Source organism: Bacillus salitolerans (assembly GCF_042680805.1).
GTDB classification, from domain to species: domain Bacteria; phylum Bacillota; class Bacilli; order Bacillales; family SA4; genus Bacillus_CJ; species Bacillus_CJ salitolerans.
In genome coordinates, this window is sequence record NZ_JBHUEM010000020.1 from 241,590 (window position 1) to 268,393 (window position 26,804).

The 26,804-nt window shown below is 33.6% G+C and carries 25 protein-coding genes, 2 pseudogenes and 1 riboswitch; of the genes and pseudogenes, 22 read left to right on the plus strand and 5 right to left on the minus strand.

Going from position 1 to position 26,804, the window contains the following annotated elements:
- The first annotated feature begins 102 nt into the window (after positions 1 to 102).
- The 3 genes from ACFSCX_RS12825 to ACFSCX_RS12835 all read left to right on the plus strand — a co-directional run bounded on the left by ACFSCX_RS12825 (position 103) and on the right by ACFSCX_RS12835 (position 2,225).
- A complete protein-coding gene (locus ACFSCX_RS12825) occupies positions 103 to 477 on the plus strand; it encodes a hypothetical protein (RefSeq protein WP_377928648.1) in 375 nt (124 codons plus the stop codon).
- On the plus strand, positions 467 to 967 hold the full coding sequence (locus ACFSCX_RS12830; protein WP_377928649.1) for a hypothetical protein: 501 nt from the start codon (positions 467 to 469) through the stop codon (positions 965 to 967). Before ACFSCX_RS12825 ends, ACFSCX_RS12830 begins: the two co-directional genes overlap by 11 nt.
- Before the next feature lie 196 nt (positions 968 to 1,163).
- Positions 1,164 to 2,225, plus strand: a complete 1,062-nt coding sequence (locus ACFSCX_RS12835) for an LLM class flavin-dependent oxidoreductase (protein ID WP_377928650.1) — start codon at positions 1,164 to 1,166, stop codon at positions 2,223 to 2,225.
- A 252-nt stretch (positions 2,226 to 2,477) separates the two neighbouring features.
- On the opposite strand, the gene ACFSCX_RS12840 is transcribed toward ACFSCX_RS12835, so the two are convergent.
- The gene (locus ACFSCX_RS12840) at positions 2,478 to 3,161 is read right to left on the minus strand and encodes an MgtC/SapB family protein (RefSeq protein ID WP_377928651.1); all 684 of its coding nucleotides are present in this window, start codon (positions 3,159 to 3,161) and stop codon (positions 2,478 to 2,480) included.
- A gap of 246 nt (positions 3,162 to 3,407) precedes the next feature.
- Here ACFSCX_RS12840 and ACFSCX_RS12845 point away from each other — a divergent pair, with 246 nt between their 5' ends.
- The gene (locus tag ACFSCX_RS12845) at positions 3,408 to 3,623 is read left to right on the plus strand and encodes a DUF1540 domain-containing protein (protein ID WP_377928652.1); all 216 of its coding nucleotides are present in this window, start codon (positions 3,408 to 3,410) and stop codon (positions 3,621 to 3,623) included.
- Positions 3,624 to 4,480: 857 nt separating this feature from the next.
- On the opposite strand, the gene brnQ is transcribed toward ACFSCX_RS12845, so the two are convergent.
- Both brnQ and ACFSCX_RS12855 read right to left on the minus strand, forming a co-directional pair.
- Positions 4,481 to 5,812 carry a branched-chain amino acid transport system II carrier protein gene (gene brnQ / locus ACFSCX_RS12850; RefSeq protein ID WP_377928653.1) on the minus strand — a complete coding sequence of 444 codons (1,332 nt, stop codon included), beginning with the start codon at positions 5,810 to 5,812 and terminating at the stop codon, positions 4,481 to 4,483.
- 197 nt (positions 5,813 to 6,009) lie between these two features.
- On the minus strand, positions 6,010 to 7,011 hold the full coding sequence (locus ACFSCX_RS12855; protein ID WP_377928654.1) for a DoxX family membrane protein: 1,002 nt from the start codon (positions 7,009 to 7,011) through the stop codon (positions 6,010 to 6,012).
- 220 nt (positions 7,012 to 7,231) lie between these two features.
- Here ACFSCX_RS12855 and ACFSCX_RS12860 point away from each other — a divergent pair, with 220 nt between their 5' ends.
- From ACFSCX_RS12860 to ACFSCX_RS12940, 17 genes and pseudogenes are all read left to right on the plus strand, one after another.
- Positions 7,232 to 7,453, plus strand: a complete 222-nt coding sequence (locus ACFSCX_RS12860) for a hypothetical protein (RefSeq protein WP_377928655.1) — start codon at positions 7,232 to 7,234, stop codon at positions 7,451 to 7,453.
- 488 nt (positions 7,454 to 7,941) lie between these two features.
- On the plus strand, positions 7,942 to 8,118 hold the full coding sequence (locus tag ACFSCX_RS12865; protein ID WP_377928656.1) for a hypothetical protein: 177 nt from the start codon (positions 7,942 to 7,944) through the stop codon (positions 8,116 to 8,118).
- A 236-nt stretch (positions 8,119 to 8,354) separates the two neighbouring features.
- Positions 8,355 to 9,011 (plus strand): HAD family hydrolase, encoded by a 657-nt coding sequence (locus ACFSCX_RS12870; protein ID WP_377928796.1) that lies wholly within the window; start codon positions 8,355 to 8,357, stop codon positions 9,009 to 9,011.
- A gap of 533 nt (positions 9,012 to 9,544) precedes the next feature.
- Positions 9,545 to 9,814 (plus strand): CD3324 family protein, encoded by a 270-nt coding sequence (locus ACFSCX_RS12875; RefSeq protein ID WP_377928657.1) that lies wholly within the window; start codon positions 9,545 to 9,547, stop codon positions 9,812 to 9,814.
- 146 nt (positions 9,815 to 9,960) lie between these two features.
- Complete coding sequence (locus ACFSCX_RS12880; protein WP_377928658.1) at positions 9,961 to 10,431, plus strand: GNAT family N-acetyltransferase; 471 nt, start codon at positions 9,961 to 9,963, stop codon at positions 10,429 to 10,431.
- Between the two features lie 565 nt (positions 10,432 to 10,996).
- Entirely contained in the window at positions 10,997 to 11,146 is a 150-nt protein-coding gene (locus ACFSCX_RS12885; RefSeq protein ID WP_377928659.1) for a hypothetical protein, read from the plus strand.
- A gap of 6 nt (positions 11,147 to 11,152) precedes the next feature.
- The gene (locus ACFSCX_RS12890; RefSeq protein ID WP_377928660.1) at positions 11,153 to 11,350 is read left to right on the plus strand and encodes a hypothetical protein; all 198 of its coding nucleotides are present in this window, start codon (positions 11,153 to 11,155) and stop codon (positions 11,348 to 11,350) included.
- A 12-nt stretch (positions 11,351 to 11,362) separates the two neighbouring features.
- Positions 11,363 to 11,611 (plus strand): annotated as a pseudogene (locus ACFSCX_RS12895) (group II intron reverse transcriptase/maturase); the annotation flags it as partial.
- Between the two features lie 41 nt (positions 11,612 to 11,652).
- Positions 11,653 to 12,255, plus strand: coding sequence for a histidine phosphatase family protein (locus ACFSCX_RS12900; RefSeq protein ID WP_377928661.1), 603 nt, complete (start codon positions 11,653 to 11,655; stop codon positions 12,253 to 12,255).
- A 96-nt stretch (positions 12,256 to 12,351) separates the two neighbouring features.
- A complete protein-coding gene (locus ACFSCX_RS12905; protein ID WP_377928662.1) occupies positions 12,352 to 13,014 on the plus strand; it encodes an HAD family hydrolase in 663 nt (220 codons plus the stop codon).
- A gap of 986 nt (positions 13,015 to 14,000) precedes the next feature.
- Positions 14,001 to 15,698 carry a M3 family oligoendopeptidase gene (locus ACFSCX_RS12910; protein WP_377928663.1) on the plus strand — a complete coding sequence of 566 codons (1,698 nt, stop codon included), beginning with the start codon at positions 14,001 to 14,003 and terminating at the stop codon, positions 15,696 to 15,698.
- Between the two features lie 1,146 nt (positions 15,699 to 16,844).
- Positions 16,845 to 18,536, plus strand: coding sequence for a methyl-accepting chemotaxis protein (locus tag ACFSCX_RS12915; RefSeq protein ID WP_377928664.1), 1,692 nt, complete (start codon positions 16,845 to 16,847; stop codon positions 18,534 to 18,536).
- 147 nt (positions 18,537 to 18,683) lie between these two features.
- Positions 18,684 to 18,771, minus strand: a riboswitch (cyclic di-GMP riboswitch).
- Between the two features lie 52 nt (positions 18,772 to 18,823).
- The gene (locus ACFSCX_RS12920; protein WP_377928665.1) at positions 18,824 to 19,117 is read left to right on the plus strand and encodes a hypothetical protein; all 294 of its coding nucleotides are present in this window, start codon (positions 18,824 to 18,826) and stop codon (positions 19,115 to 19,117) included.
- Between the two features lie 409 nt (positions 19,118 to 19,526).
- A complete protein-coding gene (locus ACFSCX_RS12925; RefSeq protein WP_377928666.1) occupies positions 19,527 to 20,012 on the plus strand; it encodes a hypothetical protein in 486 nt (161 codons plus the stop codon).
- A 1,247-nt stretch (positions 20,013 to 21,259) separates the two neighbouring features.
- Positions 21,260 to 21,469: a phospholipase D-like domain-containing protein gene (locus ACFSCX_RS12930; protein ID WP_377928667.1), complete on the plus strand. Its 210-nt coding sequence runs from the start codon at positions 21,260 to 21,262 to the stop codon at positions 21,467 to 21,469.
- Positions 21,470 to 21,535: 66 nt separating this feature from the next.
- Positions 21,536 to 23,323, plus strand: coding sequence for an oligoendopeptidase F (pepF, locus tag ACFSCX_RS12935; protein WP_377928668.1), 1,788 nt, complete (start codon positions 21,536 to 21,538; stop codon positions 23,321 to 23,323).
- Positions 23,324 to 23,580: 257 nt separating this feature from the next.
- Positions 23,581 to 23,808, plus strand: a complete 228-nt coding sequence (locus ACFSCX_RS12940; RefSeq protein WP_377928669.1) for a hypothetical protein — start codon at positions 23,581 to 23,583, stop codon at positions 23,806 to 23,808.
- A gap of 329 nt (positions 23,809 to 24,137) precedes the next feature.
- On the opposite strand, the gene ACFSCX_RS12945 is transcribed toward ACFSCX_RS12940, so the two are convergent.
- Positions 24,138 to 24,587, minus strand: a complete 450-nt coding sequence (locus ACFSCX_RS12945; RefSeq protein WP_377928670.1) for a TraX family protein — start codon at positions 24,585 to 24,587, stop codon at positions 24,138 to 24,140.
- Positions 24,588 to 24,821: 234 nt separating this feature from the next.
- Here ACFSCX_RS12945 and ACFSCX_RS12950 point away from each other — a divergent pair.
- Positions 24,822 to 25,082: pseudogene (locus ACFSCX_RS12950) on the plus strand (pentapeptide repeat-containing protein); the annotation flags it as partial.
- A 127-nt stretch (positions 25,083 to 25,209) separates the two neighbouring features.
- Here ACFSCX_RS12950 and ACFSCX_RS12955 read toward each other — a convergent pair.
- On the minus strand, positions 25,210 to 26,472 hold the full coding sequence (locus ACFSCX_RS12955) for an MDR family MFS transporter (protein WP_377928671.1): 1,263 nt from the start codon (positions 26,470 to 26,472) through the stop codon (positions 25,210 to 25,212).
- Positions 26,473 to 26,804 lie beyond the last annotated feature (332 nt).

Consider the following 26,804-nt stretch of genomic DNA (forward strand, 5'->3'; position numbering starts at 1 on the left):
CACGACTATTGGCGGATTTTGTCGTTTTCCGCACCACACTTTCTAATTTCTTTGTATAATAAGAGTTGGAAAGAAGATAGTTTTGTGAGGAGGTCCATTAACATGGAATGGGCATTTGGTATTTTACTAGGAACTGGATCATTGCTTCTCGTTTTTTCATTCCTACAAAATAAACGAATGGAAAGATCAGAGCAACGAAGGTTAGATACAATGTATTTGGGATGCATGGAAGAAATTGATAAACTTCAAAAACAAATAAAAACTATTCAGCTTGATAGTGAAATAACGGCTCAGGAAATTGGCATATCTCCAAAAGACCGTTTAATGTTGCGAGATATATTAGATTTATATAAGCGTGGTTACTCCACTGATAGTATTGCTGAAAAAATGAAGATAAATAAGATAGATGTTCAAGAAATATTAACTCCTTTTATGTCACCTGATGAAGAAAGGAGAAAGATATCAAATGAACATTAATCGAACAAGTAGTTTTGCTTCCGGATTAATTGTCGCTACACTTATTTGTACCATTGCCTATTTTCTAAGTCCGCGAGATGTATCAAGTAATGAAAGATATGTTGAAATCCCTACAGAAGAAGAAGCGAAAAGTCTTTTAATAGACAAAGGATATGTGATTCAAACAAGAGTAGAGTGGGAGTCACAACAAAACTCACTTAGTAATGCACAGTCCCAAAAGAACAGTGTGAGAGAAAACGAATCAGAGAATCCGACTCTGTCCAAAAATGAAAATGAGGAAGTAGTATATCAAACAATTCTAAATGTATCGACTGGGATGACGAGCATTGATGTAGGGAATGTGCTTGTTCAAGCAGGAATTGTGGATCGACCTATGACGTTTGTACAAGAGGTCGAAAAAAAGGGAGTTGCAAACAAATTACGCCCAGGTACATATGAAATCAACAGTAATATGACAATGAATGATGTTATCTCTATCATATTTAAATAAGTTGTAATTAGGACTACTATAAAGGTAGTCCTATTCTATTAGTACGATATTTGATAGAGGCAGTAAAATAGAAATTATCGCTTGATTTATGGTAATAATAAATGGAAGTGTACATATTTTTTGGTACTATGAGGAGTTCTGGTTAATAATTGGAGAGGATTTGAATTTGTCTAAACTATTCTAGGAGTGAAAGAATATGGAAATAGGTATAAGTACATTTGTAGAAACAACTCCAGATGTTGAATCTGGTAAAATTATTAGCCATGCAAGGCGAATTCAAGAAGTGGTCGAGGAAATCATTCTTGCAGACCAGGTCGGCTTAGATGTTTTCGGTGTTGGAGAACATCATAGAGAGGATTTTGCAGCATCGTCACCAGCAATGATTTTAGCAGCTGCAGCTTCTCAAACGAAAAAAATACGTTTAACTAGTGCTGTTACTGTTCTTTCTTCAGCAGATCCTGTGCGTGTTTTTCAAGATTTTTCAACACTTGATGCAATTTCAAATGGACGAGCTGAAATAATGGCGGGGAGAGGATCTTTTATCGAATCTTTTCCCTTGTTTGGATACGATTTGAGTGATTATGAAGAATTATTTGAAGAGAAATTAGAATTATTATTAAAAATTCGTGAATCTGAAAAAGTTACTTGGAATGGAAAACATCGACCAGCCATTCAAAATAGGGGAATATATCCTCGTCCCATCCAAAGTCCATTGCCAGTTTGGATAGGTAGTGGTGGAAATTCAGAATCCGTCGTTCGAGCTGGTCTATTAGGACTTCCACTTGTACTGGCCATTATAGGTGGAAGCCCCGTACAATTTGCTCCACTTGTAAAGCTTTATCAAGAAGCTGCTACTCATGCCGGACATGACCATTCAAAACTCACGGTAGCTTCACATTCTCATGGTTTTATTGCTGAAGATACGGAGCTCGCTGCAGATAAATTTTTCCCTTCCACTCAACAAGTCATGAATAAATTAGGGAGAGAAAGAGGGTGGGGACCCTATACACGTGCTAGCTATGATGCTGCAAGAAGTTTACACGGAGCTTTATATGTAGGTGATCCAGAAACCGTAGCTCAAAAAATCATCTTTCTTCGAAAAAACGTAGGGGTAACTCGCTTTATGCTGCACGTACCTGTAGGAACAATGCCAGATCATAAGGACGTATTAAATGCGATTGAATTATTAGGTACAGAAGTAGCCCCCCTAGTAAAAGATGAAATAGCTAGGTGGGAAAAAGAACAAGGAATAAAATAGGGCCATCAAGTTGTAGGGTAAGAACAAAAGGCGCAAGCGCTCATTTAGCCTCTGGCAGAGCAAATGTTCCTAAATATGAAAAAGGGTGCTTTTTCCTATTACTCATTAAGGGTTAATTGACCTCGAGTGGGTGGGTGCTGGAGCTGGATTCCAAGTCTTGCTAAAAACTTCCTTTACTTCTTAATAATAAAATAAGAGTCCGTATCTCACAAATGGGGTACGGACCTTCCATATTTTCCATTACTTTTTGAATTATAATAATTCAATTTCAATGGATTGAATTTCTTCTATTTTTTTTAATTCTTCATAGACATCAGAAGTATATCTTTTTCTATTAATAGAAACGACCAACTCTACTTCCCGATAATCTTCTTCGTGGTCTTTAATTTTAACTCTATCAAAAATAATATCCAACTCTCTTAATTTTTCAAATGTTTCCTTAATTGAAAAATTATGATTAATTTTAAGTGTAAGGCTAAGTTCTTTTTGCCTTAATTTCTTTGGACCAATTTTAATTAATAGCGGGCTTAATAATTCCACAGCAAACAACATTAATAAAGTAGCCACAATAGCTTCCATATAAAAGCCGGCACCCACAGCAATTCCTAGGCCCGCAGCTCCCCAGATCATTGCCGCGGTAGTTAAGCCAGTTATAACGTCGTGCTGTTTCCTTAATATTGCTCCTGCACCTAAAAAGCCAACTCCAGAAACAATTTGAGCGGCTAGTCTAAGTGGATCCATTGGCTTTTCATATGATACGGCATAAATGTTGGCAGCTTCAATAGAAACAATTGTCAATAAGCAAGAGCTAATCGAAATAATCATCGTTGTTTTTATGCCAAGTGGCTTTTTCTTAAGCTCTCGTTCTAAACCAACAGCTGCACCTAACACAGTGGATATAATAAGCTTTTGAATAAGAATAATATCTATTATCATATTTTTTTCACCTTACGTTTTAGTTTTATCTATAATAGGGATGATTTATGTATTCGTCAACCCAAATAGTTCTCAATCACAAAAATGGATATCTCATTATATTCTTTATTGATAATCTAAATTCCTTTGTTTAAATATTACATAACGACATATAAAGGGGAATGGATAGTAAAACATTTTAAGGGGAAAATAACACTATTCTTCTTCAAATTATAACTAGTATAAACATAGGGGGGTATCAAACTCGTGCCAAATGTAGAAGTTAGTTGTTCCATTTCAAATTGTTCATTTTATAAGGAAGGTAACCTTTGCGGGGCAGAAAAAATAATGGTGGATATAGATAAACATTCAACGTATGAAGCTGAATTCTCTAATGAATTTGGCTATGAGGACCATCAAGATCAAGTAGCAGAATCTGCTCAAACTTGCTGTAGAACGTTTAAACCGAAAAAGCTTTCTTAAATTAATAAAATACATTTAAAATGGGACATTGGAGTCATTTTTCCTTGTCCCATTTTATATTTATACAAAATCTTGACATGAAACCAAATGGTTCCCATACTCCTTTCAATAAAGAGCGATACATAGTGAGTGAAAAGTTAGTTACACTGACATTCGGCAGACACTCGTCATTAATGCCACTATTCCAATAGATCAGTAATAACATATCGATTCTTAGTTTAATGCTTATATGACTTCAAAGAGAAGCTAAGCTATAATTTACTATATCATTACCGAACGACAACATGTAAGGTGTAAGCGCAACTGAAGCACGATGTTTTTTAAGCTATTGCTGATCAAATCAGGTGTAATATGCAAATGATACTAGCGGATATAAACTTGTCAAATACGATGATTAGTAACCATGTTCCTATTAAATGGACTGCGGTTTTTAAGCATCCTTTATGAAACAAAACTTGTTAGTATGAGAAAGAAGGGGAAAGAAAAAAGGTCAACTCTCGAACCGGTGCAACTTTGGAAATTAGGACTGGTTATCATTTTACCTGCATTTCTAGGACAAAAGGTTGTCAATAAATACATATTGATGAAAATGTATTACGTCATATGGCTTTTCGTATACATATTGATCATTTGCAAAATATGGTTCCGTATTTACTAGAAAAACATTGAAATACTATTTCAGCTAGTAGAGCTTCTATCCTTTATATGAAAGACGAAAACGGTATATATATTCACGAAAATTATGATGGCGTAAGCCAAGATAGGATTTTATTTGTAAAACAGCTGGAATAGAGAATTGTAAAATAATAAAAAGCCGACTAACATCCAGTCGACTTTTTTACTTATCAAAAAGAAGTTTACTTAATCAAGTTCTTTTTGACCTCTATCCTTTGTAACAAAAACCCAACAATGATGCCAGTAATAGCGGGCAGTACCCAACCAATCCCAATGTTATAAAAAGGCAATGAAGCTAATAGAACCTTTATGGATGACGCTTGTTGTAATTTTGACTGTGAAAGTCCATCTAAGATACTAACCACGGATGTTAACAGTAGTGTGATCCTATATACGAAAGTCGATCCATTAAAATAAGGATGAAAAAAGGATAACACAATTAATATTATGGCTGGAGGATAAATCATTAATAATACGGGAATCGAGAAAGAAATTAACTGTGTTAACCCAACATTCGAAATAATAAAGCTAAAACAAGACAAGATAATCACTAATGCAGCATATGGAATTTTGAATATCCGTGAAAAATACTTAGAGCAGGCAGCTACAAGACCTATCGAGGTAGTTAAACATGCAAATGTAATGGCGGTGCCAAGAATTACTGTACCTAAGGGTCCATACAAGGACTTGGAAATACCGGCAAGGATAAGTCCTCCGTTATCAAAATATCCAATCGTTTCAACACTACTTGCCCCCATAAAACTTAACGATACATAAACAAATGCAAGACCAATAGCAGCGATAACACCAGCTTTTATACAAGCAAGAGCCAATTTATCCCTAGAGAGATTATATTTATCCTGAATTGCAGAAATCAAAACAATTCCAAATACTAATGAAGCAATTGTATCCATCGTATAATAACCTTCTAAGAAACCGGTAAAAAACGGTACAGTTTTGTATTCCTCATTTGGTTCAGGAAGAGACCCCATTGGTGTTGCAAACGCTTTAAGAACAAGAAATGAAATAACAACCAATAAAATAGGAGTTAGTAATTTTCCAATACGATCTACAATTTTAGTAGGATTCAAGGCAATCCATGCTGTGAGTGAAAAGTAAATAGCAGAAAAAACAATAAGTGGGAAACCAAGAGCTTGTATATCATCACTCAAAAAAGGCTTAATTCCAATTTCATAAGATACAGTACCAGTTCTTGGAATCCCAAAAAAAGGACCAATCGTTAAATACATAATAATAGAAAAAATGAGACCAAAGGAAGGATGGACCCTGCTGGCAAGATGTTGTAAATCACCACCCGATTTAGCAATTGCAATAATTCCTAATAGAGGTAATCCAACACCAGTTAATAAAAATCCAGAAATAGCAATCCAAACATTCGTACCTGATAACTGGCCTAATAATGGTGGGAAAATCATATTACCTGCTCCAAAAAAAATTGCGAATAACATAAAACCGAGAACAATAATTTCTTTAGATGTCATATTTTGCTTCATGTAAGCCCTCCTAGAATAACTACAGTTATACATTAGATTCGCTAGCAATCTTACCACATTTATTGAAAAAATTGTCGAAATAGTAACAGTTCAGAATAGTTAATATAATCTGATTATCATTATTGAAGGAAAAGGGGTTAATTACACATATTTTATAAATTAACCCATTAAAAAAGACACTTAAATGGAGTGTCCTTTTAGGCAAATCGATAGTAAATCAACAGGAATGTGGATAAAACAAATAAGAAATTCAAAAAAACAAATATCATCTGGTCTAATCGAGATTTATGTATTTTTATTGGAGGATGATAAAATGATATCCCTTCAATAATAAAAATAATAAGAACAATATGAATCATCCCATGACCAACTACTTCAGTGTATCCAAAAATAGTCGTTGTAAGAATAAATAACACTGTAACGATCACAGCTAATAAACGGTTCAATATTCCAACTACTAATAAATACCCCACAACAAATTCAATAAAAGCTGCAAGTACAACAAACAATTCTGGCGGAAAACCGAATGTAGGGACACCGTGGTGATAGATGATTTCAGTTGTCATCATAGGGTAAACCCATTTTTCTACGGCTACCCAACATAAACTTAATCCAGTTCCGAGGTAGAGGAAAGGAAAACCAATCGTTTCAAATTTCGTTTTACCGACTAACAGTACACCTATTATGGCTAGATAAAAGCCGTAATCTAACATATGAAACCAACCAGCTTTTCCCCATATTTGGATAAATAAAATCAGCATGATCAGTGCAGCGAACTTAGAACTAAAATGATGCGGAACTAGAAGAGCGATAATAATAACCCACATTATGATTGTTTGCCATGTAAATTGAATCTCAAATTCTGGAGCAAACATCGTTTCATTAAGTACTTGCAATAAAAAGGCAATCCCAGTCCCATATTTTAGAATAGAATGTGAAAACCTTCTGAAGTGATCAAGCTTTTTATCGAGATTTGATACACCAGGGATTTTCATTAAATAAGGAACCCATTGAGAGAGTAAGGCTAATAATAAGGCAATTAATAATGATAAAATGATAAATTCAGTCGTTATAATTTCTTCAATCGGTACTTTAACCGGGTCTATATTTGAAAACCATTTAACATGTGCTTTAACAACAAGAGGGGTACCTAGAATTCCTAATAATCCAAATAACACAATTTGCTTTACTCTATTCAAAAAAAGAACCTCCAGTACAACAAGGATGAGTCGATACTAGTATGTGTAAGAAGTACTTATTTATAATAAAATCAAATTTCTTATATACAAAACCTGAAAGAAAACTAAATTATCGGTAGCTAAGCTATATCTATAAATGGTACTCCTTGCTAACCAAAGGACAAAATAAATAATCTACACATCACTGACCAACTTCATTATTCTTACATGATATGATATCATGAACGAAAAACGAGATGAGGTAGTGAAATTGTTATTATTACAAGTTACGACTGGTATCAATACTGGAGACATAATATTTCAGCTGTTTTTCATGTTAGTAGTCATTTCGATCCCAGTATTCATCATTTTTCTTTTGGTACAAAATAAAAAAAATAACAGGCTTAAGAGAATTGAAGAAAAATTAGATAGAATAGATTTTGAACAAAAAAATGAAAAGTGACTACTTTAGAAGTCAAGATAACGAACAAATGAATCAACTTAGATGACCCTTTTTTTCTTGCTGGTGAAAAAATCAGTCCGATTAAGATCTATGATTTATAAAGCTTTCATGGATAATTTTTATGTAAACTAAAACACATTTTGTAGTTTTAAACAACGTTCGATTATATAAAAAAGCTTGATTATTTATTACGAATGAAATTTTATAAAACTATCAACTGAATGTAACTATCAGAAAATATACTATTATTTAAATAACCGAAATAGAGATGGACGTTTAATAAGAGAAAGTGTTTTTAGCGCTTTCTTTTTACTATTATCATAACTGTATAACACTACCGTAGGGGTTTCTCTTATTTAAATATGCCTGACCTGCACTTTCCCCTTTTGAAACATCGAGACCAACGACTGGTTTCATTTTAAATCTCATCCACAAATATTAGCACTACTAGAAAACAATTAGTGTAAATCAAAAAAGGAGGATATGACTTGCATAAAAAGAAATATTTCGTTCTAAAGCTATTCATGCTAGTAATCGGAATAATTTTATTATTCTTTCTACCAGTAGGTCAAAAGCATTTTGTGTTTATAGTTCCTATTGTTTATTGGGTAATCTTTTACACTTGGATATATTTTGTGAAAAAAATTAGAGGATATAATGATTGACCTTTACTCAAAAATTAGGAGCATTCTTCAAAAAGAAGGATTGTTTCGACGATCCATTGCTAGATTATCTAACAAGCAGAGGAGTTTATTTATGAAGTGCAACTAATTAAGCAATATGATGTGTTAGAGGGTTATTTTATGAATTAAGAAGACTTTCAGTTATTTGAAGCTGCGAATTAGAAATAATCTATCGAATGTAAGAAAGGCTGTGAAGTTCATTGAAAGTATATAAAGCAATGCTATTTGATTTAGATGATACCTTACTTAATAGGAATAAGGCAGTAGATAAAATGTTCTCAATTATTTTAGAAAAGTTTTATGAGGATGTTAAACATTCAGTAAAAAATAAAATGTTGCAAAAATTCAGAGAATACGATAGTAGATGCTATGGTAATAATGATAAAACTATAGTTTTAGAATCAATTTTTGATGAATTTCCAGCAAAATATAGATTGTCACGCAATGACATGCAAGATTTTTGGAATAATAATTTTCCACAATGTTTTTCTATACACCAAAATACTATAAATATCATAAATACCATAAAGATGCATGTTAAAGTTGCAATTATAACAAACGGCTCAACTCAGAGACAAAAAGCTAAAATAATGAACACTAATTTAAATAGTTGTTTTGATGTAATCATTATTTCTGAAGAAGTGGGAATTAGTAAACCTGACAAACGTATATTTGAATTAGCATTAAATGTGCTTAATGTACAACCGGAAGAAGCATTATTCGTTGGAGATGACCTAGAAAAGGATATTGATGGTTGTCAAAATGCAAATATAAAGGGCATATGGTTCAATCCTCATATGATCACGAATGATACCGAAATAATACCATATGCCGAGATCAATTCTTTTGATAGATTAATAAGTTATTTTACATAAATAGAAGTTATCTTTCTTCGAAATTTTTTATAAAATGAGTAAAAACATTTTGGAGAGATAAATTGCCATATTCTAAATATATTTGAATTTGCGATTAGACCCGAATTGGAAAAAAAGGTTTCATCAGACTGGTTTACAAACTAGTTTATCAGGCTTTCTATCAATGAGATTAAATTCAAGAAAACGTTAAAGTAAATATGTCCAGATTTAAGAGGTCACGTTAAATTGATCGAAAATAATTTTCATATTACTTTAAGGGTTGTGCTTTCGATTTATAAGATTAACGGGTGATAATTACTGAAGATCAGCCAAACTTCTCTTGCTTGCTTCCTCTTGAATAATTATAATACCTTTAATGGTATTATAATCAAAATTCTATTATATAGGAGGGTTTGTCATGGGGAAATATCTTAATTTGAAAATATTCTCTTACTAGTGGCGAAGGCTGCTATTTAGAGAATAAAAGAATAAACAATCCTTTTAGCGGTCTTTGCTATTTCTTATTAGTACACTATAGGAAAGCAGGGACAATCATGGGATATAAAAAAGCAGATGATGTGTTGCCAAAAGAATTAGTGATGTTAATTCAGAAATTCTTTGATGGCGATTATTTATATATACCAAGGAAAAGAGGAAATAAGCTTTCTTGGGGAGAAAAAAATGGGACAAGGAAAGCCCTTAAAGATAGAGATAGAAATATTTATTATAACTACATTAATGGAGCAACAAAGGGGCAACTAGCTAAAGCGAACCATCTATCTATTAAAAGTATTGAAAGAATTATTTCAAAGGAAAAAGAATAAGTTCCTTCAATTGTGTCTTATGTTATCTATTTACATAAGACTTTTTTTATTGCTGTCTCAACTTTCCTACATAACCGTTTATTAGGAAGCGTTGTGCGTAGAACTGGTATAGAATGGGTGTAAGTAAATAGAGAGGCTGATGACTCATGAGTTATAAAATTAGGAAAAGAACAATAGAAGATGTCAATGAATTCATTACTTGGACTTATGAGGGAGTGTATTCTTTTTATGATAATAATATTCAAGCGGAAAAAATTAATGGATTCCTTCAAAGTATAAATACTGATAATTTTTTTTCAGTCATTGATCATCAAGGTGAATTAATTGGAAATTGTGAATTCTTTAATGTTGGGGAAGCCCAGGAAGAAGTAATAGCTGTTGGTGTTCAAATGAAACCTTCTATGACTGGAAAAGGAAACGGATTAAGGTTTATACAAGCAATCATAGAACAGGGAAGAGAACTTATAGGGTATAACCACCTAGAGCTTGCAGTTGTTGAATTTAATAAGCGTGCAATAAAAACTTATGAAAAGGCAGGATTTAAAAGAAAGGGAAACTTTCAAAACAGAATAAGAGGTGAAAACTATAAGTTTATCATAATGGAAAAGGATTGGTGAGTTTAGTCCTTATTCAAAAAAAATAGCTCTATTCAGCAATAACAGAAGGCACTAGTCCAGATCAGGATTAGTGCCTGTATTGTTGGCGTGCCCAGGTAAGCCGTTAATTGCAAACTGGTGAAAGTCCAGTCTAGGTAAAAACTAAGTCGCCTAGTAGCTAACAGGCAACTAGTGGAGAAATCCTAAGGTTGAAGCCCTGTGATCCAAGTTACAGGTTTAACATAAAGTGAATCTTGCCGCTTCGTCAAGGCAACCTGGGAACAGGACCAAGAGAAGTCGAGCCTTGCAACAAAGGGAGAAGATCATGTAAGGTGTATTGAACTAGGAACAACACCGAAGAATCATTAGGGGTATGGGGAGCGACATATAAAGAAAGTAGTTAACGGAACTGGGGAGACCCAATTTTACCCTCAGTGAGGAGAGAGAAAGACTATAAGCATTAGCGAAATGGCGGTCTGTAAAGAGGGAGTCGGAGGAGGTCTTAGTACCAATGATTATCATAACAACACAACGTGGCATAGGGAAGGACCTCTACTTTTTCATGTGTTGAAGGAGGTAAGAGTGAGTGAATGCTATAAAATTAGCTAACTACACCGATGTGAAAGCTCAAGAACTTTGGAAAACACTATATCTTTGTGCCAAGGATAATCCGAAACGTAGGTTTCATGTATTATCTGATAAGGTATATCGTCCTGATATATTGCTAGATGCATAGAATCGTGTGAAAAGGAAGAAAGGTAGTGGTGGGATAGACGGTCAAACGATTGAAGAAATCGTTATAAGTTACGGTGAAAGGGAATTTCTAGACGAGTTATATATTCAATCAAAAGGAGATAAATACAATCCTAGTCCCGTAAAGAGAACATATATTCCAAAAGAAAATGGAAAGAAAAGACCTTTTGGAATTCCAACTATATAGGATAGAGTCGTTCAAATGGCTACAAAGATGGTTATTGAGCCAATTTTCGAAGCTGATTTCCAAGAATGCACGTTTGGTTTTCGTCCAAAAAGGATTGTACACCAAGCTAGGGCTAGTATAAGCGAAGCAAGCAAAAGCAGTTCTTGGGTACTTGATGTCGATATTCAAGGATATTTTGATAACATCAACCAAGAGAAATTGATAAAATTAGTTGTGCAGAAAATAAGTGACCGTAGAATCCTAAAAAAAAAGATTACTTAAATTTTTTAATATTTACTTAGCAACAAATTAATGGTTTGGGAGTGATTAAACTGACAAATATATGTTTAGTAAGACATGGTGAAACAGAATGGAATAGAATAGGGAAACTACAAGGGAGAACGGACGTTCCGTTAAATTCAACGGGAATAAAACAGGCAGAGGAATGTAGTATGTTCTTATCCGATTATAATTGGGATGTTATTATCACAAGTCCATTAAAAAGGGCTAAAAAAACAGCAGAGATAATAAATATCAAATTAAGATTACCATTTTTTGAAATGGAAGAGTTTCTTGAAAGAGGCTATGGGGATGCTGAAGGAATGGATATGAAGGAAAGGCTAAATAGATTTCCAGATGGAATTATTCCGAAGAATGAAGATATGCATTCTCTAAAACAGCGTGTAATGGAGGGGATAAAAAATATAAATGAAAAATTTCCAAATAAGAAGGTAATTCTTGTAGCTCACGGTGCTGTAATTAATTCCATATTAGCTACTTTATCTGATGGTAAAATTGGTTCAGGAAAAACGAAGTTAATCAATGCCTGTATTAGCAATATTCATTTCAATAATAATGATTGGAGTATAATGGATTATAATCAAGTAACACATCTTTCACAATATAATGAAAAACGGGGATTTTAGTTTATTTTCCTAGGTGCATTTCTTTAATAAGGGATGTTTTTTCTTATGCTATAAGCTTGGATATCTAGAATGGTATTACTAGAAGGGGAGTCAAATGTGATTAAAGCTATTATTTTTGATTTGGACAATACATTGATGAATAGAAATGAAGCATTTAATAAGTTTGCTTACAAACTAATAGATAAGTATATTTATTTTTCTATTGAAAATGAACGAAAAAAAGTACACGAAATACTAAGGATTGCTGACAGAGATGGCTATAGAAGTAAAGAAGAAATTTTTCAGGAATTATCTACAATTTTACCATGGAAATATAGACCAAGTATTGATGAATTTATATCTTTTTGGTTTTCAGAATTTCCTAAATTTTCTGTGCCGATGGAGAACGCATTAGAAGTAATAAAAGAGTTTAAAAGAAGGAATATAAAGCTTGGAATAATTACTAATGGTTCGATTCAAACCCAACATTCTAAAATAGACTGCTTAGGAATAAGAAAATATTTTGATGATATTATTGTTTCTGACGAAGTAAAAATTCATAAACCGAATACAAACATTTTTAAAATATCACTTGAAAGACTGGAGGTTTTACCACAGGAAGCATGTTATATTGGAGACCATCCAATTAATGATATAAAAGGTGCCACTGAAGCAGGTATGAAAGCTATTTGGTTGAAAGGTTTTCGAGAATGGGATGACTCTTTGGTGGAACCTGAAATGGCAATAGACAATCTTAAAGAATTATTAGAATTGGTTTAATAGTATTATAGGGTTTTGAACTAATTATTATTTTCCGAAAAATAATGGTAACAAAAGATAGTATATAAATAATTGTGCTTGAACTAAACGAACAGGTGCTCATTTACATAAAAGGAAATATTACGAGCAGATGTAATTCAGGATGCTATTCTAAAAGCAAACTAGAGATCAGTTGCAGTTTGCTTTCCCAACGGTTTGACCTGACTATATTCTTTGGACACATCCAGACCTATGACTGGATTCATACACTATTTCCTCCTGGATTCAATCCTGCCGGTAACCCCTAAAAAACCTTCAAGGAGTGTTATAGCTTCGATGTTTTACGAGTTCAGAGTTCCAACCATCCTCAAACACAATTAGTGGGCGAACAGTTTAGGTTACAGGATTAAGCACCACGAATGAAGACGTTCTACCCCGGCTAACGTAATAAAAAAACCATAGAAAAGAGCACGAATGTTCCTAAATGAGAATAAGGGCGCTATACCCCTTTTACTCATTTAGGTTACCATTCCAACTGGCGGTAAAGTAACAAAACAGCTAGTAAGAGATTGGTTCAACTAACCACCAGAAAAGTTCACTGATGGAAGTTTTACTGTTATTCAGACCCCGATTAGCTGGGCGGTGGAGCCGGATTACTTAGCACATCGTAATAAGATACAATTAAAAACTTAGATTTTCTTGTTCATTGAAAAAAGGTCAACCATAATATTCTGGCTGACCTTATCATACGAAAGGGTGCGGTTGTTGAACATTGTAGCTTCCCTAAATTATTTAAGTATAGGGGAGTTAAACAAAAAGTATATGATAAAAAGGGAACTTCCAGTTTAATGGAGTTCCCTTTAGTGTATCAGAGCAAACATAATTGCTAACCATTTTGTCATTATTTGCTTATATCGCTATTGTAACATCTAATGTCGTGAATTATAAGACTATTATTTCAAGGAATTGTCTATTACCATTAATTTGAAATGGACAGGGGGAGAAGGATGAAATTTGAAAATCTATATTACAAGAGACCAGACATTGAGGAATTTGAAGGAAAAGTTCTTCAGCTTTTAGAAAGATTCAAAGTTAGTGATTCCCATTTGGAACAGTTAGAATTAATTGATCAAATCAACTCTCTTCGTGCTGATGTATTAACGATGCTCACTATTGCTCAGATTAGGAGTCACTTAGATACTTTAGATGTAAAATATCAAAAAGAGCAAAAGTATATCAATCAAAACTGGCCAACATATGAAAAAGTAGTAGCTTTATTTCATGAACACCTTTCGGATTCTCCTTTCAAAGATGAAATCAAAAAGAATTTTGGAGAACAATTAGTTAACCTAGCTGGTGTGTCACAAAGAACAGTTAGTCCAGAAATTATTGAGGACTTAATCAAAGAGAATAACCTAATAAGTGAATACACAAAATTGATGGCCAATTCAACCATTGAATTCAGAGGAGAGAAGAGCACCTTTTCACAATTAGAAGCAAAATTGTTTTCTTCGGATCGTACAATTAGAAAACAAGCCGGTGAAAAAAAGTACGAGTTACTCGGCCACCTAGAATATAAGATCGATCAGATTTTCGATAAATTAATTAAAGTAAGAACCACCATAGCAAAGAAGCTCGGGTATGATTCCTTTGTGGAGCTTGGTTATGCCAGGCTATCAAGAGTCGATTATAAACAATTCGAGGTAGAAGTTTTCAGGGAGCTAATCTTAAAATACATCGTCCCTATTGCAGAAAAAACCAGAGACAAACAACTAATCAGATTGGGTCTAGAGAAGATGACTTTTTACGATGAAGATATTCGTTTCAGTTCGGGCAATCCTGTCCCAAAAGGGGATAGTAAATGGATCGTATCTAATTTTGAAGAGATTCTCAATGAAATCTCTTTGGAAGCTGGGGAATTCTTCAAATCAATGTGCACCAGTCATCTAATAGACATAATTCCTAAAGAGGGGAAAGCGAGAGGATCTTACGCTACTTATTTATGTAATGAAAAAAAACCATATATTTTTGCGAATATGAATGGTACGAGAAAAGATATTAAAGTGCTAAGCCATGAATTTGGACACGCCTGGCAAATGTATCTATTTAATCAACATAACTCCATCCCGGAATATATACTGCCTACAAAAGAAGGTTGTGAGATCCATTCTATATCGATGGAATTCCTTATTTGGCCCTATTTGGAGAAAGTATTTGGTGAGGATGCTGACAAGTATAGATTTGCTCATCTTGAAGATGCCTTATTTTCAATGCCTTATAGGGCTGCAATTGATGAATTTCAACATTTCATCTATAAAAATCCTTCATTATCGTATTCAGATAGAAAAGAAATTTGGACTGAAATTGAGTGCAAATATATGCCTTACAAGGCAAATTACGATCATCCGTATTTAAAGAGAGGATCTTATTGGCAGCAACAAGCACACCTATTTACCTCCCCCTTTTACTATATAGACTATGCCCTTGCCCAAATGTGTGCTTTACAGATATGGTGCAATGCACAAACAAATGAGCCAAAGGCTTGGAAAGTATATATGGACCTTTGTAATCTGGGTGGAAGTAAATCATTTCTGCAATTATTAGAACAGAGTGGTATTACCTCACCATTTGAAGAGGAGGGGTTCATTTTTATAACGGGTTTAATCGAATTATGGTTGGAATCGAACGAAAAAAATATTAAATAATCGAGTTAAAGGAAGCACCTATTTGGTCGCATGCATCTCTTATTCAATAAATTGAAGCTGTAAAGAGAAGAAGAATGTTGAAAGGCTGTTGTATACCGATTTGGTGGACATATCTATATTCAATATGGAAAACGTATAAGTGGTATTTTCGCTGAATATTAGAATAAGACTTTTGTTAAGGTTAACGAAAATTATATAAACAAAATGATGTAGACGCCCCTTATTTTCAAGAAGAGTTATTTTTATTATTCTACATAAAGAAAATGCTAATTAATATTCTACTCGATTTTAATTGGATGATATTGTTAGGAGAATTAAATTGTATCTATATTAATTTTTTAAAAAAACATATTAAATAAATGGTGATACCTAAAAGTAAAGGCAATACTGAATGAATTCAAAAATAGATAATATCTATTTTTGAATATAAAAAGTTTTGGAAGATGAATTATTTTGATATTTTACTGCGAAGGAAATAGGTATAAATGCCTGTTCCGTCGATCTTGTTTAACCTTTATAATAATAAAATATCCTACTAATGGACTAAATAGTGTTCCTGCTGTCAATTTTATTCCTGTAAATTAGAGGTTATAAGTATATGCTCCTACCTTCTTTACTAATACGCCTTAATCAAAATAGACCCAACTCTTGTTTAGGGCTGTTTATTATTTAATAGGAATAAGAGAAAGGTGACTTAACAAAAAGGTTCGGCATGCAGAATATGACCTACTCATTAGTGAGAAAAAATATCACTGCCAGCACTGTTACCCCAAGGACCATTATGTATTAAAGCTCTAGTTGACAGAGGGTATATAGCAACTATGATGGACATAGATTATTTGCATAACACCACCAGCACCTCGTATTTTAGAAGAATCAAGAGTCTTACTTGTAAGTATTCATGGAAAGCAAAGTTGTTTATTAGTGGATATGGTTAGAGAAATTCTTGAATTGAATGAAGGGGAAATAAGACTACTTTCAGAGTTTATCAAACTGTAACTTTTCTAGAAGGTGTTGTTCATCATGCAACGAGATGGATCTCTATTCATAACTTGAGGATTTATTTGACTCTTTAGTTAATAACCCTAATGTAGCACCAGGAGAAGTAGTATAGGACAAACAAATAATTCATTGAGGTGAAAAGAATTGAAGCTGACATTAAAATTAGGTACAAAAATAAATCTAATCGTATTAGGAATTATACTTATATTATCTACTGTAATAGGTATTGTGGTTAATCAGGACATTACAAAAGGTGTTAAAGAATTTGCGGTTGAAAAAGCAAAGGGGGACCTAGCTTTAGCCTATAGATACGTTAATAATAAATACCCAGGTGAATGGGAAATAAAAAATAATCAGTTGGTTAAGGGAACAACTGTGATGAATGCTAATTTTATTTTAGTAGATAAAATTGGAGAAGACACGGGTGATACTGTAACTATATTCCAAGGTGATACCCGAATTGCCACTAACGTTATGAAAGATGGAAACCGAGCTGTAGGAACACAAGCTTCTCCGGAGGTTGTGAATGCTGTATTGAAAAAGGGAGAGAACTTTTATGGAGAAGCAGATGTAGCTGGTAATAAATATCAAACGGCTTATATGCCAATTAAAAATTCAGGTGGAGAAGTAATTGGGATATTTTATGTTGGGGCATCTGAAGCGATCATTAACAGTATCCTATCTTCATTTTTAGTTAAGTTTTTATCACTATTGGTTATAATGATTGGTCTTTCTGTTTTGGCGGTCTACATGTTTACATGGAAATTGAAAAAGAGGCTGTCCACTATAACGGAAGCTCTAGAATTAGCTGGTAACGGAGATTTTACGTCAGTCGTTCATGATGACGCAGGAGACGAATTAAGTACTTTGACTTCAAGTTTTAATAAAATGGTAACTAATCTTAAAACGATGATGCATGAAGTCATTTCAACCTCTGAATTAGTTGCTTCATCTTCAGAGGAGCTAACTGCAAGTGCAGAGCAAACTAGCAAAGCCACCGAAACCATTACAGAATCAATTCAGCAAGTCGCTACTGGGGCAGAACATTCAACTATCAGTATCCAAGAGAGTGCAACAGCTTTAGAAGAAGTAACCAAGGGTGTTCATTCAATTGCGGAAAATATTTCAGTTGTTTCAGAAGTAAGTTCTCAAGCGACTGAAAAAGCAAAAGAAGGCGGAAAATTTGTAGATAATACGGTTAAACAAATTAATGAAATAAGTCGTTCAGTTACACAAAGTGGAGAGGTGATTAAAACTTTAGATAAGAGATCACAAGAAATTGGAGAAATTACAAAGGTCATTTCAGGAATTGCCGAACAAACAAATCTATTAGCTTTAAATGCAGCCATCGAGGCAGCAAGAGCTGGCGAGCATGGTAAAGGATTTGCAGTTGTTGCGGATGAAGTCCGAAAGTTAGCCGAGCAGTCTCAGATATCCTCATCACAAATTTCAAATCTCATAAAAGAAATTCAGCAGGATATGGTGCTCTCAAACCAATCTATTGAACAGGTATCTATAGATGTTAAAGATGGGTTAAACATTGTAAGACAAACAGAAGTAAACTTTAAGGAAATTTATCAATACATGGAAAAACTTTCAGGGGAAATTAATGATATGGCGGCTACTGCAGAGGAGGTTTCTGCAAGCACTCAGGAGGTTTCTGCCACAGTAGTAGGTATCACAACCATTTCGAATGAGACTTCCATACATTCTCAAAATGTAGCAGCATCTGCAGAAGAACAGCTAGCTTCAATGGAGGAAATTTCAGCTTCGGCATATTCATTATCTAAATTAGCTGAGGATTTACAAAAACTAATAAGCAAGTTTAAGGTATAAAAACCACACATACAACCATCCAAGTATAGTCGTGTCGTTATTTACGTTGAACCCTATTATAATAATAGTCTTCGATTAATGAGATATTTTTTTATATCTAAAAGGTGAACCCAGTAGATACTAGGTTCACCTTTTGTCTAGACTTTTTTCTGTGGCTCGGCTATCATAGCAATAAGTTATTTTAAGCCTGTAGCTTTGCGTCCTTACCTTACGATTATATTTGCATTTCTTTTTTTGATAATTGTTCCATAATGCATTCTATAACCTCTCTAAGTGAATGTAATTAATTGGAATATAATGTAACTGGAACTTCAACTACAAAAGAAGAAATACTTTCAGCATCAGACGTAGATACGATATTTCCACAAGGAGTATTTTATCGTAACGGACTAAGGATTAAAAGTGGAGCAAAACAGGATTATGGTACAATAAGTGTAGAAAAAAGCTTCTCTACAACTGAATATGACGGGGATTGCAAATATACGATTGAAACTAGTGTTTCTGTAAAATATAAAGATGGAACCACAGATACAGACAGTAACATAAGAATTCTTTACATAGATACTATTATTAGCAATTAGAAAAATTACAACAATTGATAAACAAATACTATTGATAAATTTCTTCAAACAGTTCACTCACAGAAGCAGCAGTTTCTAATAGCGATTCTTATATTGATATCAATGTTTTGGGTTCTTCCTATAATGTGGATTATAGTTCAACAACTGAAACATATGGTTATATGAACTCTGTATCGGTTTCTTCTCATGTATACTTTAACAGTGTAAAATAAGTTGCAGAAACAAATACAACCTATAATTCTAACAAATCTTCAATAAATGAAAATGAAAATGGAAAAATCCTTCACTCTTAAAGGCACATGGGAAGTAGTTGGATTTCATTTGGATAGTAGCATGAGTTCATCAGAAGCGACTACAAGTTATGATTCAATATACTGGGATGCAATAGGTTATTAGAGGAGGAAAAATGATGAAAAAGAAATTAATTATTGGTGGTATTACAGTGGCAGTACTTCTAAGTGCTGGTGCAGCTTTTGCAGATGATGTAAAGCACAATGCATTTAAGGAACCGCAAAACGAGGAACAAGAGGCAATTAAAGAACGGATCGATAGTGCAAATTCAGAGTTTATGGATAATGTTAATCAGGATGTATTAGAAACGTTTGATTTAAAATTAGACGATTATGAAAAGCTTGACAATCAAGACTTATATGAGGATGATACATACAAAGATCTTCATGGAGTATTATTTGAAGTAATGATGTCACAAGAAGATGGAGATATTAAACCGACTGTATATGTTAAGGGAAATATAGCATATATATTAGAAAAGAAGGCAGATGGCACAAACATTTTACATGAGTATAAAAAGTTAGATGGTAAAGGCGGTAAATGGAAGAAAGAATCGAAAAAAGAAGAAAAAGGGGAAAAGATTAAACACCCTCTTGATAAGTAACGTTTAATTAAAAATTCAGATTTAGTCAAAGAAATATTTATCAGAGCATAGTACCTTTAAAGGTACTATGCTCTTTTTCCTTTTGGATATAAAAGCAATAGCACTTAAACATGTTGAAGGTTAGTCTAAGGATTAGGCATCTTCTTTTTTGTCAGCATATCTAAACCGTCTAAAAAAAGAACAATAAAAAGGAGATGAGAAAATGCATCCTATTCTAGAGAAATTTGAACAGGTTCCACTACTAATAAAACAAGATAGAAATGAAACAGAAAATAAGTTACTGACCTGCTGCCCTCCCCTTTAAGGATATCAAAGGATCCCCCAATCTTCATCTTGTCGTAACCGCTCTTTAAAAAATGATACCAGTAGTCCTACTTGTTCTAAATCGTTTCCATTTTCAACTTCATAAACCTCTAAAATATACTCGGTTGTTTCCCTCTAAAGGATACTGAGGACCTAGGTAGGAAGAGAGCGGAGCGGGAAAGGAAAAGAAAAGAAATAAAAAAATAGAATATCAGCACCGAACAAGGGGGAGAACGACTCTCAAACGGCGCTCCCAAATCCAAAAACATTTAAAAGAAAGGACATTACAATCTTTATTTTAAGGCAACACATTATATTTGTAAAAAAATCACCTACAATGTCAAGACGTTGTTATCCAATATAAGGAATTTGGTGTTATCATATCATTGAGGAGCTATGACAATCATTTGAATATAGTAATCTAAAAATATTGATCTCCTATTTATATACGTTTTTTAATACATTTAATAAGAATGCGTAGGAATTCAATGATGGGTATGAATGTAGGAGGAGGGATATTACATGAAAGAAAATAAGGATATCAATGATGAAAAATCTGGAAGGTGGTTGATAGATTTTTTACGACAAGTTTGCAATCATTCATGACTGGTAAAGCCAACCAAGTTAAGCAAACCTTTAAATATCTTACAAAGACAGTTATATTTTGGGAGTAATTTTTGCCGCTTGTTCGTTTACAATCGTTATTTACTTCCTATCATAAAATTTTTTATTTATAATGAGGATCGTATTACCTACATATCCTAATAAATAGCAAGATAGAGGCAAGACAGTTATTGGATGGTTGTCCTGATGAATGATCTAAGGAGACAATTGCTATTCAAAGATATTTCCTTACGGATTTAGCAGACGATTTTATAGGTTCGAACAACAGAGAAGAAATAATCTTTATTGCCAATCAAATGGCCGAGTTAATGAGTGAGTTTGTGTTAAGAACGAATAGAAAATGGGTAGGATCCTCTAAATGGTTAATTCGTTCACTAAGAGAATTTGATGCTACGTTTTCCATGGATTTTGTAGAAGCATTTGATACTTTTTATCAAAAAAATGACAAAGCCAAAATTATTGACTTAGTTGATCTAATATTACGTCCTTATGGTGGAAGATTATTTGACGGATTCTCAATTGGAAAATAAGAATATTGTCAATTACACTAGGTAGGATGGAGTAATCAAAATACATATTCGAAAGGAGTTCATCAAATGAATCCATATAAAACACGTGAAGAGGTACCAGTTCATGAAACGTGGAGGTTAGAGGACATATATGAGGACATACAAGCTTGGGAAAAGGATTATAAACAGGTGGAAGAGCTTACTGATCAGGTAAAGAGCTATGATGGTAACATAAATAGCGGTGAATCTTTATTACGCTATTTAAAGCTTGAAGAACAAATGGGTTATTTGTATAGAAAGCTGTTCGCATATGGGATGCTTCTCTCTGATCTTGATACCCGAGTTACTTCATCCCAAGCTCTTCGTGATAAAGCAAGTCACCTTGGACAAAAAGTAAGCTCAGCCCGGTCATTCTTTATGCCATATCTTTTAAGTTTAGAAGAGGAGTTATTAAGGAAGTATATCTCAGAAACTGTAGGTCTTGAATACTTTGAGAAAGAGCTGTATGAAGCATACCGTTACAAAAAACATGTTTTATTAAAAGAACAGGAAGAAGTACTAGCATTAATGGGTGAAGCATTATCTGCACCGAGTAAAATATTTGGAATGATCAATAATGCCGATATTAAGTTTGGTGACGTAACAAGTGATAGTGGAGAAAAGGTAGAACTAACTCGTGGTATGTACGCAAAACTCATTAAAAGTGAAGATAGGGAGAAACGGAAGGAAGCATATGAAGCCTATTACAGACCGTATAAGGCCGCTCAAAATACAATTGCATCAACATTAGCTTCTGCGATTAAAAACAATGTAGTGACCTCAAAACTTAGAAGGTACTCTTCGGCCCTTGAAAAGGCATTATTTTCAGATGCAGTTCCAAGTGAAGTTTATGAAAACCTAATACAAGTGACAAAAGACAACATTGAGCCCATGCACAAATATACAAGAATCCGAAAAGAGATTTTAGGTGTAGATAAACTCCGAACGTATGATTTAAATGTCCCGCTCGTTCAAGGTGTGGAAAAGGACATCCCTTATGAGGAAGCTTACGATATTATGTTAAAAAGCCTAGCTCCACTTGGGGATGATTACATATCTAATTTAAAAAAATTTAAGGAACAAAGATATTTTGATGTGAGGGAGACCCCCGGTAAACGTTCAGGAGCTTATAATATGGGTTTATACGGTGTACATCCATATGTTTTATTAAATCATCAAGACGATATTAGGAGCTTATTTACACTCACACATGAAAGTGGTCATGCGATGCATTCCCATTACAGTAGCAAGCATCAACCTCATATCACTGCAGGATATTCAATATTTGTAGCAGAGGTTGCATCAACTGTTAATGAGATTTTACTAATTAGGTACTTGCTCAAAACGACAGAAGAGGTTCAGATGAGAAAGTATTTATTGAACTATTTTATGGAAAGCTTTAAAGGAACATTGTTTACACAAGTGATGTTTGCAGAATTTGAAAAGCGTATTCATGAGAAAGCAGAAAATGATGAACCCCTAAATGTAGATGTGTTTAATTCGATATATAAAGAAATTTTTGCTATTTATAATGGTAAAGATCTTGTTCTTGATGATGAAGTAAAGTACGGTTGGGCTCGTATTCCACATTTTTATCGCCCATTCTATGTATATAAATATGCGACAGGATACATATCTGCAATCCAAATTGCTGATAAAATACTAGAGGGAGATCAGCAAACACTTGAAAACTATTTATCCTTCTTAAAAAGCGGGAGCTCAGATTATCCACTAGAACTATTAAAAGCAACAGGTGTAGATTTAAGGAAACCTGAGCCAATCCAACATGCCTTAAAGATATTTAGTGACTTAGTTGACGAATTTGCTTCTATTTAAATCTTGATGTTAGTAGGTATATATAAATATGTACCTACTTCAGTTTGACGACAAAAGGCATCCGAAATAACCTTATTCGGATGTCTTTTTAGTATTTCAATGGATTATCTGTTGTTTCCAAACCTCTACTGTGATCTGCTTTATGGCTTTGCTGACTTTGCCTTGGGCTGCTTGCCTTCATTTTTAAGGATTCATGGTAGCGAATAAATAAAATATTACTTCTTGTATATTCTAAAATGTAAGGGAGGATGTAAATAATGAAATCTTATCAAATTAAACACATGATTATTGATGAGGAAAATTACGGTGAAGAAACGGTTACGACTGAGTTTTTATATAACCTCAGGCAATACAGTATATCGTTTGTAAAATCAGATCTTGAAGTAATCAATACCTGGCTTCTTGATGGAGAATCGTCTGTTCCAGCTGAGCTATCAGAGCATGTAATTGAATCAATAAAAGAAGAAGTAAGAAGTAGAATCTAGATTCATTCTAGATTTTTCAATTTTTTATTAGGGAGTATAATTTTCTAGTGTTTTCCTTCTACGATGTTCTTAGATGTAGTCTGGATCCAGCTCCTAGCCAAGATGAAATGGCGACGATCTTTTCTTTTCATTCTACTCGAGGTCAAATAACTCTAGGAGAATAAAAGGGAAAGGGACCTTAGCCTTTTGGCCTGATTCATCTAATTGTCTTGTCTATCTATTACATAACATAGGGACTATCTTATTACGAAGGAACAGATGCAGTGGATAAAAAGTGCGATATACAAAACGGTTGACCTTTATTTGTTTATACTTTTCTTGATTTAATATTACGATTGTCCCCAACATACTAAGTAGCTGAATAGATGACCAATCAAAAAAACTCCATACAGCATTATGTAGAAGAAAATGCCCCAATAGTTGATGGTATCCATGATAATTTCGTAAATTCCATATTCTGCTAATTCAGAAATAATACTTATCACTATGGAAACCGGAACCCATATATACCATTTAGTTACATCTACTACCCAAAGTATGATTAATGAATAAAAGAGAGTAAAAATAACATTTAAAGTCAGACTATTAAAAGCCAAAACATAGGGGATTTGTGAAATTATCATAAGAGTTGCAAGACGTAGCATGCAACTTTTCATACTATGTGTAAAGCGATATCCTTGAGTAAGAGCAAAACAATAGATAGGAAACGCTAATCGACCTATATAGCGAAATAATTTATGTTCAGGAAAAAAGATTACCCCAACATGATCGATAAACATACTAACCATCCCGCAATCATTTCTAGCATTTCATTTCCCCTTCCTATTATGATAACACTTTTCCATTTTTGTCCTTTACAATACTATATAGCATCATTCAAAATCGTAAGTGAACACCTTCTTTTTAAAGAAATGCCCCAAATGAAAGATTTTATTATCCATGATCTATAAGAAGGAATTCAAGTGAATAAGTGTTGAAAAAGGTATTTTTGTAGGGATAGGGAAGTGTAGTTAATGAATCAACAAAAGCATATGAATCATGTTGTAATCGATTTACATAGTGATTGTGAGAATTGTTTTAGTCTGTGCTGTGTAGCTTTACCATTTGCAAAGTCTGCAGATTTCGCTAATGATAAAAGTAGTGGCATACCATGTGATAATCTTCAGAATAATTATCGTTGCAGGATACACAAGGATTTACGTGAAAAAGGATTTAAAGGGTGTACGGTTTATGAATGTTTTGGGGCTGGACAGAAGGTTTCTCAATTCACGTACATTTATACATACGAAAGAATGGGAGGCTCTATGAATATTTGAAACAGAGAAAAAACAACAAGCTACCTATTTGCAAGACTTGATCTTGGTATAGGTAGCTTGTTATAGGCAACAAATGATAGATTTTTTAAGCCGGTTTCACTTGATTACTAGTAGAATCTGAAAGCTGCTTACGACCTTCGAGTTCTGGAATAATTGTTGCGTAAATAAATACACCAGCCATTCCTATAGCTAACAATAGGATGGACATCCATATAGAAGGTAGAAATGCACTTAATGTTACGAATAGAGAAGAAACTAACATAGCACCATTAAAAGTTAAGCCATTTATGGCCATATATGTGCTTCTTGATTCTGCCGGTGGAATAGAAGCTAAGTAGGCATGTTGTACTGGTACCTTGATTACTTCACCTATGGTTGTAAATAACATAAAGGCAAATAATACCCAAATGTTATTAAAATATGATATAGCAGAATATCCAATAACATACATGGCAGATCCGACAATGAGTACATTTCCATCCTTAAACTTTGTAATCATTTTAGCAGCAAATATAGATGTTAGTACAACTAGAATGGTATTCTCTGTACGAAGGAATCCAACCATGTTTACTCCATCGATTTGCCACAAGAAAAAAGTTTGGAGGGGCATTTCATTCGTAAGTCGAATGGCCATATAATTCGTTAAGCTTAATTCTAATGTGAATATTAATAGTCCCGCAAGAACATACATAACAAACAGACGATCTTCCAAAACTTTTCCATAACTTTTGAATATCCCTCTTGGATATAAACTTGGTTTAGTATCTTGTGTTGGAGTGAAGCTTTCCTTTATGAAAAACACTACTAATACTGATACTAGGAAGGCAACTGATGCAGTTGCAACAAACAATTCAAATAGATGTGTTTTAAAGAAAAACCCTCCTACAATTGCACCAAGGGCAATTGACAAGTTTGTAGCCCAATACGTTATAGAGTACATAAGCTTTCGTTGCTCTGGCGTTGATACATCAATTAACATGGCTTGATTTGCAGGGCCTGCTAATCCCCAGCAAATACTGTTAATTGTCATCATGAAGAAGGTTAAGAGCGGTAGTTCAAACCAAGCAGAGTTAGCAAGTGCCATCGTAGCAAAAGCTAAAAATCTAACAACCTCCGCAAACGCCATTAATTTCTTTCTACCGAATATGTCAGAGTAGTACCCTCCTAAAAAGTTAACAGCTGCTCCAACGATAACATTAAACATTAACAATATTCCAGCAAGCTTTGCACTAAAATGACTTGCCAAATAAATCGCCATAAAGGGAAAAACCATCCCACCTACTAGCCGACTTAAGAATGTTTCTACTATTCTAATTTTGATATTAATATGAAAATCCCTAAATTTCATTCCATTCACCTCAGATGTTTTTCAATTTCTCTTTAAAATATACCTCTAGTTAAGCGAAGACTCATCGTGAATGAGATGGAACTATCATCATACTTTCGTCTTAGAAACTAGCAAATTAATCGTACATAAATAGACTTATTTCCAAATTATGTATTGTTAATTTTTGTGAATATTGTTCCTTATTATAGACAGATAGTATTCTTTTCGCAATACGAAAGATTATTCTGACTATTTCATTGGAGAAGCATATCTTTACGATTCAGTTGACAACTGAACTTTTTTCCATTATTATACTGAATAATTTTGCAAAATTATAAAACTGATTCACCAAA

Bases quoted from the DNA above. Each gene is read 5' to 3' on its own strand.
- ACFSCX_RS12860 (WP_377928655.1), top strand. From the start codon at position 7,232: ATGAACGAAAAACGAGATGAGGTAGTGAAATTGTTATTATTACAAGTT.
- ACFSCX_RS12910 (WP_377928663.1), top strand. From the start codon at position 14,001: ATGAAATTTGAAAATCTATATTACAAGAGACCAGACATTGAGGAATTT.
- ACFSCX_RS12835 (WP_377928650.1), top strand. From the start codon at position 1,164: ATGGAAATAGGTATAAGTACATTTGTAGAAACAACTCCAGATGTTGAA.
- ACFSCX_RS12940 (WP_377928669.1), top strand. From the start codon at position 23,581: ATGAAATCTTATCAAATTAAACACATGATTATTGATGAGGAAAATTAC.
- brnQ (WP_377928653.1), bottom strand. From the start codon at position 5,812: ATGAAGCAAAATATGACATCTAAAGAAATTATTGTTCTCGGTTTTATG.
- ACFSCX_RS12880 (WP_377928658.1), top strand. From the start codon at position 9,961: ATGAGTTATAAAATTAGGAAAAGAACAATAGAAGATGTCAATGAATTC.
- ACFSCX_RS12955 (WP_377928671.1), bottom strand. From the start codon at position 26,472: ATGAAATTTAGGGATTTTCATATTAATATCAAAATTAGAATAGTAGAA.
- ACFSCX_RS12830 (WP_377928649.1), top strand. From the start codon at position 467: ATGAACATTAATCGAACAAGTAGTTTTGCTTCCGGATTAATTGTCGCT.
- ACFSCX_RS12875 (WP_377928657.1), top strand. From the start codon at position 9,545: ATGGGATATAAAAAAGCAGATGATGTGTTGCCAAAAGAATTAGTGATG.
- ACFSCX_RS12825 (WP_377928648.1), top strand. From the start codon at position 103: ATGGAATGGGCATTTGGTATTTTACTAGGAACTGGATCATTGCTTCTC.
- ACFSCX_RS12870 (WP_377928796.1), top strand. From the start codon at position 8,355: ATGCTATTTGATTTAGATGATACCTTACTTAATAGGAATAAGGCAGTA.
- ACFSCX_RS12945 (WP_377928670.1), bottom strand. From the start codon at position 24,587: ATGTTTATCGATCATGTTGGGGTAATCTTTTTTCCTGAACATAAATTA.
- ACFSCX_RS12840 (WP_377928651.1), bottom strand. From the start codon at position 3,161: ATGATAATAGATATTATTCTTATTCAAAAGCTTATTATATCCACTGTG.
- pepF (WP_377928668.1), top strand. From the start codon at position 21,536: ATGAATCCATATAAAACACGTGAAGAGGTACCAGTTCATGAAACGTGG.
- ACFSCX_RS12925 (WP_377928666.1), top strand. From the start codon at position 19,527: ATGAAAAAGAAATTAATTATTGGTGGTATTACAGTGGCAGTACTTCTA.